This is a genomic window from Paenibacillus polymyxa (assembly GCF_001719045.1).
In the GTDB taxonomy this organism is placed as follows: domain Bacteria; phylum Bacillota; class Bacilli; order Paenibacillales; family Paenibacillaceae; genus Paenibacillus; species Paenibacillus polymyxa_B.
The window spans coordinates 744486-757943 of sequence record NZ_CP015423.1 but is presented as its reverse complement, the minus strand read 5'-3'; the positions used below and the strand labels follow the sequence as shown (position 1 = coordinate 757943).

Below are 13458 nucleotides of genomic sequence, written 5' to 3'. Positions count from 1 at the left end.
ACAGCCAACACAATATTTGTCCTATTTCATACAGCTAGGAGGACATGTTTATGGATTCAAAAGATATTTTTCGTGCGGTGCAAGCAGGGGAAATAAATTATGAAGATGCTGAAAAACAATTGCTTCAATTTATTGGCGAGCTCCCGGATGAATCATTGGAAGCCAGTCCACAGGAATTATCAGAAAGAATGGCTTTCACGTTGCAACCATTGGACAGCTTCCACACGCCGGAGGATGGGGAGGAGATAAGCCCCCCCAAAATAAAGGTACAGTCTGTGGTTGAATTGCAGGAATTTGAGCACGGGATTGTCTTATTGAAAATGAAGGACACGGCGCACAAAAATACATTTTCCGATGAACTGATTATTGGCCTGAATCAGGCGTTTGAGACAGTGCAGGCTAACGAGAATTATAAAGTTGTGATTCTGACGGGATATGACACCTACTTTGCCACAGGAGGCACCCAAGAGGGATTGCTGGCTATCCATGAGGGAAAGGCGAAATATAGCGATACCAATGTTTACAAGATTGCTTTGGATTGCAAGCTGCCCGTCATCGCTGCTATGCAGGGACATGGGATTGGTGCTGGCTGGTGCATGGGGATGTTTTGCGATTTTATCGTGATGAGTCGGGAAAGCACCTATACTACTAACTTTATGAAGTACGGCTTTACCCCAGGAGCGGGTTCAACCCTGATTTTCCCTGAGAAATTCGGGGTTAGTATGGCACAGGAAATTTTATTTACAGGTACTAGATATAGCGGTTCGGAACTGGAAACCAAAGGGGTTCCTTTTCCTGTTGTGCCGAGGAATGAAGTGGTGCCGTACGCCATGCAGCTGGCAAGAAAACTGTCCGAGTCTCCCAGGGAGTCATTAATTGAGCTGAAAAACCATATGGCTCAATCGATAAGAGAAAAGCTGGCGGCTACCATTGAAAAAGAAATAAAAATGCAGGATAAAACGTTTGTAAATCAGCAAGAGGTTAAAGAACGGATTCAATTTGCCTATGGACAGCTGCCGAATAGCAATGATTCCCACAAAACGGTCAAGCATATTGATTCTAAAAAAGCTATGCCAGATATGCCGCGCGGTCAGGAACATAAGGAGTCTATCGCGATTATTGGTATGGCAGGGCAATTCCCCGAATCCAGGACTTTGGCTGAATTTTGGGACAATCTGGCTCAGGGAAGGGATTGTATATCGGAAATCCCTTCAACGCGATGGTCAATCGATGAATATTACGATACCGATCCCAAGGCTCAGGGAAAAACCTATAGCAAATGGATGGGTGTTTTAGAGGATGTAGATAAATTTGACCCATTGTTCTTTAATATATCCCCTGCTGAAGCAGAGATGATGGACCCTCAACAGCGCCTGTTTCTTGAAAGCAGCTGGAAATGCATTGAAGATGCCGGATTAAATCCAGCCTCACTGTCGGAGAGCCGATGCGGTGTTTTTGTAGGTTGTGCAGCCAGTGATTATGGGAGGTCCATGAGTGGGCAGGGGTTAAATGCGCAGGTTCTCATGGGAGGGTCTCCTTCAATTCTATCCGCTCGGATTTCGTATCTGCTAAATTTGAAAGGTCCTTCTTTGGCTATTGATACCGCGTGCTCTTCCTCTCTGGTGGCCATTGCTGAAGCTTGCAACAGTCTCCTTTTAGAAACAAGTGACCTTGCTTTGGCAGGCGGAGTCATGATTATGGCTGGTCCGGGAATGCATGTTATGACTAGCAAGGCAGGAATGCTGTCCAAGGATGGACGGTGCTTTACCTTTGATGCCCGTGCAAACGGGTTTGTCCCCGGAGAAGGAGTTGGGGTCATTTTATTAAAACGGCTCTCTGATGCAGTCAGAGACAAGGACTCCATATATGGAGTTATTCGGGGATGGGGAATGAACCAGGATGGAAAAACCAACGGAATAACTGCCCCAAGTGTAAATTCACAAATCTCGCTGGAAAAAGACGTATATCGACGGTTTAACATTCATCCCGAAACCATCTCCATGGTCGAGGCTCACGGGACAGGAACAAAGCTGGGTGATCCTATCGAGGTGGAGGGACTTACGGAATCATTCCGATCCTATACAAGCAAGAAGGGCTATTGCGCATTGGGGTCACTGAAAAGCAATATGGGTCATATGATGACTGCGGCCGGGGTGGCCAGTGTGATGAAAGTGCTGCTGGCCATGAAGCACCGCCAATTGCCGCCTACCATCCATTTCGAATCCTTAAATGAGCATATTTCTCTGGAGAATAGCCCGTTCTACATTAACACCGGTCTGCAAAGCTGGGAGCCCGAACCGGGAGTACCGCGGCGTGCGGGCGTAAGTTCCTTCGGATTTAGCGGCACTAACGCTCATATGGTTATTGAAGAATATGTTCCTGTAGTCTCTGCGGTGAATCTACCCCCAGTGGGTAAAGCCAACCCGGGACTATTTGTGCTGTCCGCTAAAAGTGAACAATCCTTGAAAACCTATGCAGCAGATATGATGAATTTTGTTAAGTTGCACGAAAGCGTTAATCTGACGGACCTGACCTATACCTTGCAAGTGGGAAGAGAGGCTATGGACTGGCGTCTCGCGTTTTTGACGGATTCAAGAGAAAATCTGATAGATGAACTTGAACTTTTTATTAACGGAAGCTCGTCGGAAAAAGTGCTGATCGGCCGTGTGAACTATGCAGGTAGCGGAATCGAACTCTTGGATTCGGACGAAGACACCGGAACCCTGGTTCGGGCCTGGACTGAGAAAAAAAGACTTGATAAGGTAGCCAAATTGTGGGCCAATGGCGCAAGCATTGAATGGGACGCAATTTATGGAGATACCAAGCCCAGACGAATCAGTCTGCCGACCTATCCTTTTGAAAGGGCACGCTATTGGTTATCCGAAACAGACACTGGACAAGGCAGTGTAAATCCAGCTATGACTGCCCAAATTCATCCTTTGTTGCATCAGAATATTTCCGACCTCTCCGGACAACGTTATAGCTCTACTTTTACGGGCCGGGAGTTTTTCCTGTCAGACCACAGAATCAAGGGTCAACAAACATTACCCGGGGTGGCTTACCTCGAAATGGTGCGAGCAGCTGTAGAAGAGGCAGTGGGGGCTGTAGTAGAAGGCGAGACCCATATTCGGCTAAAAAATATCGTATGGGCCCGGCCTGTGGTTGTAGCAGACGGACCGGTGAGGGTACTCATCAGTCTATATCCCCAGGACAATGGAGAGATTGCGTTTGAAATATGCAGCGGGATGGAAGGAGCCGATGCTGAGGGCATTATACACAGTCAGGGAGTCGCTGTGTTGGAGAGGGCGGGCGAGCTACAGTATCTGGACCTGAATGTCTTACGGGCAGAATGTACCCGTACACCACTTTCTTCAAGCCAATGCTATGAAGCTTTCAGAGCCATGGGGATAGACTATGGACATGCACACCGTGGTATTGAGGCAATCTTCCGAGGAAAGGATTACGTGCTGGCCAAGCTGTCCTTACCATCCTCTGTACTCCATACTCAAACTGAATTTGTTCTGCATCCGTCTTTGATGGATTCAACTTTGCAGGCCACAATCGGCTTGGTAATGGGTTCGGAAGAAAATTTGCCTGTAGGCAAGCCTGCGTTACCCTTTGCTTTGGAGGAACTGAAGATATCCGAAAAATGCACTCCAGTGATGTGGGCCCGGATCTCGCAACATGGGAGTGAAGAGACGTCGAATGGATTAAGTAAGGTGGATATTGATCTGTGCGATGAGACCGGAAAGATTTGCGTGCAGTTCAAAGGACTTTTATCCAGAGCGTTGGAAGGAGATGTGGGACAAGCCAGCATCACTGAGGATATGGGTACACTGATGCTTGAACCTGTCTGGCAGGAGATGCCTGTCACCGCAGGGGTGAACGCAAACGAAGATATCCGGTATGTTGTGATCCTGTGTGAAGTGGATGGTATCGCCGGGGAGGATATTGAAGCCCACATGGATGGTACTCGCTGCCTTGTTTTACAGTCTTCCAGCGCGGATATGGACGGTCGGTTTGAAGATTATACCATTCAGATATTTGAAGAATTGCAAAGTATCCTGCTAGACATACCCAAACAGAAAGTTTTGATACAGCTGGCAACCCACGCTCGGAAGGACCAACAGGTTTATTCCGGGCTCTTTGCAATGCTGAAAACCGCTCAAAAAGAAAATCCGAATGTCATGGGTCAGTTGCTTGAGCTTGATGTGGAGGATGATGTCGAAAGAATCATTGAGAAACTACAAGGGAACCGGAGTGGCCGGTATAACGAACGGATACGGTACCAAGGGGACAAACGACAGGTTTTAATATGGCAAGAAATTGAAGCCTTACGTGAAGATGCAGACCTGCCGTGGAGAGATGGTGGGATCTATCTCATTACTGGTGGCTTAGGCGGTCTGGGGCTTATTTTTGCCAGAGACATTGTGCGCAATGTGAAAAACTCCACCGTCATATTGGTGGGTCGGTCATCACTTTCTGCGGACCAAAAGGCTCTGTTAAACGAACTGAGAGCGCTGGGTGGTCATATAGAGTACCAACAGGCAGATGTGGGCCACAACGAATCGGTTACCGGGCTAATTCATGGCATCGTCGAGCAATTTGGCGGCCTTAACGGTATTTTGCACACAGCCGGAGTGATTCGGGACAACTTCATCATCAAGAAGACTAAAGAAGAGGTTAGAGAAGTGCTGACTCCGAAGGTCTCAGGGGTGATGAATCTGGACCAGGCCAGCAGAGACCTGCCCCTGGATTTCTTTATCTTATTTTCTTCGGGCGCAGGAAGCCTTGGCAATGTAGGACAGGTTGACTACTCCGCTGCTAATGGCTTTATGGATGCCTATGCCTCCTATCGAAATGCTTTGGTGACAGCAAAGCAGCGCCAGGGGCAAACGCTGTCGATAAACTGGCCTCTCTGGAAGGATGGAGGCATGCATGTCGACCTGGAAACGGAAAGGGCGATGCAAGGCCTAGGCATGATTGCCATGCAAACGGAGAATGGAATCAAAGCTTTGTATCAAAGCCTGTCTTCCGGCAGAAGTCAGGTTATGGTGATCGAAGGGTATCCCCAAAGGATTAAAGCGGCAATTTTAGGCCAGCTCTCGGAAACTGATGTCTCAGGCCGATCTGTAATGGAAAGCGGGGGAGCACTGCTTATCGGAGAAGAATGGCTAAGGGAAAAAGCGGAGGGTTATTTGAAAACGGTACTTTCAACCGTGATCAAGCTGCCCGCTGAAAGTATAGATGTAAATGCACCAATGGACAGGTATGGGATTGACTCCATACTGGTTATGCAGCTTACCAATGAATTGGAAAAGACTTTCGGCTCACTACCGAAAACATTATTTTTTGAATACCAGAATCTCCGGTCATTGACGGGTTATTTCCTTGAATCGTATCGCGGTCGGCTGATTGATGCTGTAGAAGCGACAGAGAAGAATACGGCTCCTGATGCAGGCCCGAAAGTACCTATAAAAGCAACCATAGAGCCTTTAGCCTCGATATCGGCTAATCGTAGGCGTCCATGGCTTCTACCGACAGGTATACAGCCACATCAGGAGAAGAAGGCATTAGACATTGCAATTATCGGCGTGTCGGGGAGATATCCGGGAGCATTGGGTATCCGAGAGTTCTGGGAAAACCTAAGGGATGGAAAGGATTGCATTACAGAGATTCCCAAGGAACGCTGGGATCACAGTCTGTACTTTAATGAAAACAGAGGCAAGCCCGGAAAAACCTACAGCAAGTGGGGAGGGTTCATCGATGGAGTGGACTGGTTTGACCCGTTGTTTTTCAATATTTCGCCAAGGGAAGCAGAAACGATGGACCCGCAGGAGCGCTTATTCCTGGAATGCGTTTATGAAACGATAGAGGATGCGGGTTATACGAGAGAAACCCTTTGTGCAGAGCGGGAGCTTGGCGGCATAGAAGGCAATGTCGGGGTTTACGTCGGAGTGATGTACCATGAGTATCAACTCTATGGAGCCCAGGAACAAGCCAAGGGAAGGATGATTGGACTTCTCGGGAATGCCTCGGCGGTTGCCAACCGGGTATCGTATTTTTGTAATTTTCAAGGGCCAAGTATCGCTGTAGATACCATGTGCTCCTCGTCACTGACATCCATTCATATGGCCTGTCATGGACTACAGCATGGAGAATGCGAACTGGCAGTAGCAGGAGGGGTCAACGTCTCCATCCATCCTAACAAATACCTATTGTTGGGACAGGGAAGTTTTGCATCAAGCAATGGGAGATGTGAAAGCTTCGGACAGGGAGACGGATATGTACCGGGAGAAGGAGTCGGGGCTTTGCTGCTCAAGCCATTAGCCAAAGCCATAGCAGACGGAGACCGGATATATGGAGTTATCAAAGGAACTGCAGTGAACCACGGGGGGAAAACCAATGGCTATACCGTACCTAACCCCAACGCACAGGCCCGTGTGATTGGTCAGGCAATTAAGGAGGCAGGAATCAACCCCAGAACCATCAGCTATATAGAAGCCCATGGAACAGGAACTCCACTGGGAGACCCGATTGAAATTGCAGGCTTACAGAAGGCCTTCCGTAAATATACCGGGGATAAGCAGTTCTGTTCAATCGGGTCGGCGAAGTCTAATATCGGGCATTGTGAGAGCGCCGCTGGTATCGCCGCGGTGACAAAGGTGCTTTTGCAGTTGAAATATAAACAAATCGTGCCTTCGCTACATGCAAGTACCTTAAATCCCAATATCGACTTCAGCGATAGTCCCTTTAAAGTTCAGCAGGGATTAGAAGAGTGGAAAAGACCTGTAGTTGCCATCAACGGTGAAACCAGAGAATACCCAAGGGCAGCAGGAGTGTCGGCTTTTGGTGCTGGGGGCTCTAACGCTCATGTGGTCATCGAAGAATATATTCCAGAAGAAGCTAGTCAGCAGCAAGCTGCTCCTACATCCCTGAATCCTGTTATGGTCGTGTTGTCGGCCAAAAATAAGGAAAGGCTGGAGGAGCAGGTGCAAAGATTGCTGTCTGCAATCAGAGAACTGAATGACCCGTATACAAGTCTCTCAGATATCGCCTATACGCTGCAAATCGGGCGGGAAGCGATGGACGAACGTTTGGCGATCATTGCAAAATCCATCCAAGAGCTTGATTGGAAATTGGAAGGCTTCCTGCAAAAAAAGGAAGGCGTAGAAGAACTGTATAGAGGACAGGTAAAGCGTAATAGAGGAGGGCTTGTCACTCAGGAAGTCGATGAAGATATGGCTAAAATGATTGATGCATGGGTGGACAAAGGGAAGTATGGAAAGCTCGCTGAACTTTGGGTTACGGGACTGATTTTAGATTGGAACAAGCTTTATGAGGATGTGAAGCCTCGCAGGATGAGTCTGCCAACCTATCCTTTTGCCAGAGAAAGTTATTGGATACCCGTACATGAGGGAAAGAGCGCCGCAATAACAGAAGCCGCTTCGTCCCAATCTTCCTTTTTGACACCTTTACTGCATCAGAACACTTCAGACTTTCTGGAGCAGCGGTTCAGTTCAACGTTTACAGGCGAGGAATTTTTCCTCAAGGATCATGTTGTGAAAGGCCAAAAGGTTCTGCCTGGCGTAGCCTATCTTGAGATGGTACGGGCGGCTGTAGAACGTTCCACAGGCGATATGGACAACAGCACAACAGGAATCCGTTTGAAAAATGTAAACTGGATTCGGCCCATTGTGGTGGACAACCAGCCAGTTCCTGTACACACCAGGCTATCCCTGGAAGACACCGGAAAAATAAGCTTTGAAGTGTATAGCGGGCAAGTAGGAAGCGAAAGAGGGCATACCGTGCATAGCCAAGGTGATGCGGTGCAGGTTTGCGTAGAGCAAAAACCGAGACTAAACCTTAAGGCGTTACAGGAAGATTTTGGTCAACACAGGTTTAACGGATCGCAATGTTACGAAATCTTCGAGGAAATGGGAATGGATTATGGCCCGGCATACAGATGTGTGGAGAAGGTATATACACATCCGGGCAGGGTGCTAGCCGAGCTGGCATTGCCTTCCTTCATTTCTAATATGGCGGACAGCTTGATTCTTCACCCCAGCTTGCTGGATTCGGCCTTGCATGCATCCATCGGGCTAATCATGGGCCAAGAGAAAGAAGGGCTGCCGGGTAGCGCTGTACCAGCTACGCCTCATATGCCGTTTGCCCTCCAAGAGATTGAGATTTATGGGGCATGCACCCCGACCATGTGGTCGTTGATTCAATACAGCGAGGGCAGCAAGAAAGAAGACAAGGTACAGAAGCTTAATATTGACTTGTGTGATGAGGAAGGAACTATTTGCGTCAGAATAACAGGATTATCCACTCGGGCGCTGGACGGAGAAGTCGTCATTGAAAATGCACAAGGCGCAGCGGCAGGAGAAAGTGCCGCCGATCCGCTTGTGGGATCTGTAATGCTCATCCCGAAATGGGACCCAGCTGCTATAAAAAAAGATGTCGTTTCCCCGTCATCGACAGACCGATTGGTCATTGCAGGTGGTACTGTCAAAGACAGACAGGCCATCCGGGAGTATTATCCTAGGGCGCATTTCTTGGAGCTTCAAGCGCACGATTCCATTGAAACAGTTGCCTCAAAGGTAGAAGAATATGGAGCCGTTGACCATATTCTGTGGATTGCACCCTGTGCTCCCGTCGAATCGGTGATTGCCGAATCCTTGATCAAGGAACAGGAGCAGGGAGTCCTACTCTTCTTTAGAATGGTCAAAGCGATGCTTTTATTGGGATACGGGACGAAAAAGCTAGGCTGGACAACGATAACCAATCAAGCTCAGCCGATGGATCAGAACGATACAGTCAACCCGACTCACGCAAGTCTTCATGGGCTGGTAGGCACCATGGCCAAAGAATATCCGAACTGGAAAATCCGTATCCTTGACCTGCAATCCGATGATGACTGGCCGCTATCCGATATATTTACGCTACCTTCAGACCGGCAAGGACGGATGTGGGTTTTCAGAAATGGGCAGTGGTATCGGCAGCAATTGATTCCATTCAAACAGACTTCAGGTTTAAAAGGACAGACGCTATACAAAGCCAGAGGCGTCTATGTGGTCATCGGGGGCGCCGGCACTATCGGAGAGGCTTGGAGCAAGTATATGGCCTGTACCTACCAGGCCCAGATGGTGTGGCTAGGCAGAAGGCAAAAGGATGCCTCTATCCAGGCCAAACTGGACGGATTTGAAGGCCTGGGACCTGTTCCATGCTATATCACGGCGGATGTAGCAGACGAAAGGGAGCTGCAGCGGACATATGAGGAAATAAAACAGCGGTACTCCACCATAAACGGAGTGGTCCACTCAGCCATTTCATTTTTGGAGAAGGGCTTGGAAGATTTGACGGAGGAAGAGCTCCGGTCAGGGCTTTCAGCAAAGGTTGATGTCAGTGTACGCATGGCTCAGGTCTTCCAAAATGAGCCGTTGGATTTCGTATTGTTCTTCTCTTCCATGATTACCTATGTAAAGAATCCGGGACAAAGTAGCTATGCTGCCGGAAGTAGCTTTAAAGACGCGTTTGCGCATCGTCTTTCACAGGAATGGCGTTGTCCGGTGAAGGTCATGAACTGGGGATACTGGGGGAGCGGCGAAAACAATGCCTCCGAAAATGGACGGCAGGAGGTAGAAAACTACTCCAGACTGGCGCAAATAGGTGTTGGGCTCATTGACCCGCAGGAGGGGATGGAGGCGCTTGAGACGCTTCTTGCCTCACCGATCGACCAAATGGGGCTTATGAAAACAACAAGACACCTGGAGATGGAAGGGACTAATCCGACGGAAGAGATTGATCTCTACCCGCCTAATTCGGCTCCGGGTCTCAGGGATATACAGGAAAATATTGCTACAGCAATACAATCAAGAAGCCATTTTATCGAAAATTATGCCGCAGACGATATGGGCGACCTCCAGGAAAGGGAGATGGAACATCTCCTACACAGGTTGTTGCGGGAGCAGCTCTTGTCCATGGGGTTATCAGGGACAGATCGTCAGTCTGTCGACGAGTTCAAAAATAAACTCGGACTTCCTGAGCTATATGGCAAATGGCTGAAAGAGAGCATGGAGATTTTGGCACAGATGGATAACGACCTATCAGGTAGAGATTCCAGCTTGACGGATCGAGATGATGTCTGGCAGGAATGGGAAGAGCGCAAGCGTACTTGGCTGCAATATCCGCAGATGAGAGCAAGGGTCAATTTGGTTGAGACAACGCTACGAGCTTTACCGGAAGTGCTTACCGGAAAATCGCCTGCGACCGAAATCATCTTCCCCAATTCCTCAATGGAACTAGTGGAAGGAATTTATAAGAACAATCTGGTTGTGGACTACTTTAATGAGGTACTTGCCGATACTACTGCCGCTTATATCCAGGAGAGGATTATGGCCGACGCCGCTGCGGAAATCAGAATTCTGGAAATCGGCGCGGGCACCGGAGGGACCAGTGCTACGCTATTCCTGAAATTACGCCCATATCGCAAACACATTCAGGAATATTGCTATACCGATATTTCCAAGGCCTTTTTGATGCACGCGGAAAAAGAGTATGGGCCGCATAATCCGTATCTCAGCTATCAGATTTTTAACATTGAAGAACCTATTGCCGGGCAAGGTATTGAGATGGGGAAATATGATATTGTCATTGCCGCTAATGTGCTTCATACCGCAAAAGACATCCGTCAGGCATTACGTAATGCAAAAGCGGTTTTGAAAAGCAACGGCTTGCTCCTGCTCAATGAAATCACAGGTAGTAGCGTGTTTACCCACCTTACCTTCGGATTGCTAGATGGCTGGTGGGCGTATGAGGATCCGGAATGGCGTATTCCTGGATGCCCAGGGCTTCACCCTCAAATATGGGAAACCGTACTGGACAAAGAAGGTTTCCATGCAGCGTTCTTCCCGGCGCAAGAGGCGCATGATTGGGGCCAGCAGATTGTTGCAGCCCAAAGCGATGGCTTGGTTCGGCAAAAGCGACAGCACAAACGAAGATCAATATTGATAGAGAAAAGAACCGTAGAAACGGTATCAGTGAAACAACGAACTCAACCCAAAATAGAGGTAGCACAAGCAGAGGTAGAACATGTGCTGCGTGAAAAAAGTACGGCGTACTTTAAACATTTGCTTGGTGAGACGCTAAAAATGGAACCGGGAAGTATCGACTCAACGGTTGCCCTGGAAGAGTATGGAATTGACTCGATATTGGTAGTGCAAATCACAAATGTTTTGCGTGAAGTCATCGAGGATTTTGCCAGCACGCTGTTTTTTGAGTACAACACCATAGATGATCTAGTAGCATACCTTCTTCAAACGCAAAAGGACTCGTTGAAGAAGCTGGTAGGAATGAAGGAACAGGAGTTGATCGAAGAGACTTCCAGAGTTGAAGAGGGCCCTGCTTCGCAATTACTCGCTACTGTCCCGATGAGGTTTGACCGGGGAGGGCGTTTCCTTAAGCCTTCTGACAGCACAATGGAAAAGCCAACGATACGATCCTCCAATATCAGGGATGTTGCGATTGTTGGGATGTCAGGACGCTATCCGGGAGCTCGTAATATAGAGGAATATTGGAACAATCTAAGAGAAGGTAAAAATTGCATAACTGAAATTCCGAAAGACCGTTGGGATTGGAAGACCTACTTTGACCAAGAAAAAGGGAAAAGGGGCACAATCTATACGAAATCGGGTGGTTTTATCGAAGGCATTGATTTATTCGATCCGCTATTTTTCAAAATTTCTCCCGCAGAAGCCGAAACAATGGACCCGCAGGAAAGACTGTTCCTGGAAGCAGCATATGCAAGCATAGAGGATGCTGGGTATACCCCTGCCAATCTTTGTGAGAGTAGAAGAGTCGGTGTATTTGCAGGTGTTATGAACGGAAATTACGGTTTGGGACCTCAATATAATTCCATCTCGAACCGGGTTTCCTATCATTTGGATTTCCAAGGTCCGAGTATGTCCTTAGATACCGCTTGCTCTTCCTCATTGACGGCGATCCATTTGGCTTTGGAAAGTCTGTATAGTGGTACAAGTGAGTGTGCCATTGCCGGGGGAGTCAACTTAATTGTAGATCCTATCCACTATATCAAGCTGTCGGCTATGACGATGCTTTCTAAAACAGGTGAATGTAAGTCATTCGGAGACCAGGCAGATGGATTTGTCGACGGAGAGGGTGTCGGCGCGATTGTGTTGAAGCCGCTGGAGAAGGCCATTGCAGATGGCGACCATATTTATGGAGTTATCAAAGGGAGCATGCTTAATGCTTCAGGTAAAACCAGCGGTTATACAGTACCTAGCCCTCAAGCTCAATCCTGGTTGATTGAAGAAGCGCTCCAGCGTGCGGATGTCGATGCAAGGACAGTTAGTTATATTGAAGCCCACGGAACCGGTACAGCTCTGGGAGATCCTATTGAAATTGCAGGATTGACAAGGGCTTTCGAAAAATTCACAAAGGATAAGCAGTTCTGCGCCATAGGGGGGGTCAAATCGAATATAGGCCATTGTGAGAGTGCAGCAGGCATTGCAGGAGTGACTAAAATATTGTTGCAGCTTAAGCACAGCCAGCTAGTACCATCCTTACATTCCAGGAAGTTGAACCCTGAAATTAATTTCAACAATACTCCATTTATCGTTCAGCAAAGCCTGGAGGAATGGAAGAGACCGGTAATTACAAGCGATGGAATCACAAAAGAATATCCAAGACGGGCTGGAATATCGTCTTTTGGTGCAGGCGGGGCAAACGCCCATATCGTAATTGAAGAGTATACTCCCGAGTATCAGGAACAGTCTGGAACAGAATCCGACTCTCAGGGACCTGCTATGATCGTATTGTCAGCCAAGAGCGAGGAACAGCTTAAGGAAAAGGGACGGCAGCTGCTGAATGCTCTTCAGGGTCAGCTATCCTCCGCAAGCCTATCGGATATTGCTTACACGCTTCAGGTGGGGCGCGAGGCGATGGAGGAGCGTTTAGCCGTACTTGTGGAATCTACCGCAGAGCTTGAGGAAAAATTAAAGAGTTTTGTGGATGGACGTCATAACATGCTCAACCTATATAGGGGACAGGCTAAACGCAACAGAGAATCGTTGTCTATTTTTTCGGGGGACGAAGACTTGCAACAAATGATCGATCTTTGGATTTCCAAAAAGAAATATACCAAGCTTTTGGAGCTGTGGGCCAAAGGGATAAATTTGGATTGGAAAAAACTTTACACAGGGAAGATGCCTCACCGTATCAGCCTGCCTACCTACCCTTTTGCTAAAGAGCATTACTGGACTTCTGAAAGCAAGGATCAAGTAAAAGCCTATGCATTATTTTCGCAAGGTGAGAGCGATGTAGACTTTGATGATATATTGTGCGGCAGACTCTTGGATGAAATGATGAACGATACCCTGTCTGTTGATGAGGCTGCCAGTGAAATCCTCAATATATGTATACGTAAATGAGAAGTTT

The 13458-nt window shown here is 47.9% G+C and carries 1 protein-coding gene; it reads left to right on the top strand.

The window, feature by feature from the left end:
* Positions 1 to 50 precede the first annotated feature (50 nt).
* On the top strand, positions 51 to 13451 hold the full coding sequence (locus AOU00_RS03455) for an SDR family NAD(P)-dependent oxidoreductase (protein WP_069289926.1): 13401 nt from the start codon (positions 51 to 53) through the stop codon (positions 13449 to 13451).
* Positions 13452 to 13458: the final 7 nt, after the last annotated feature.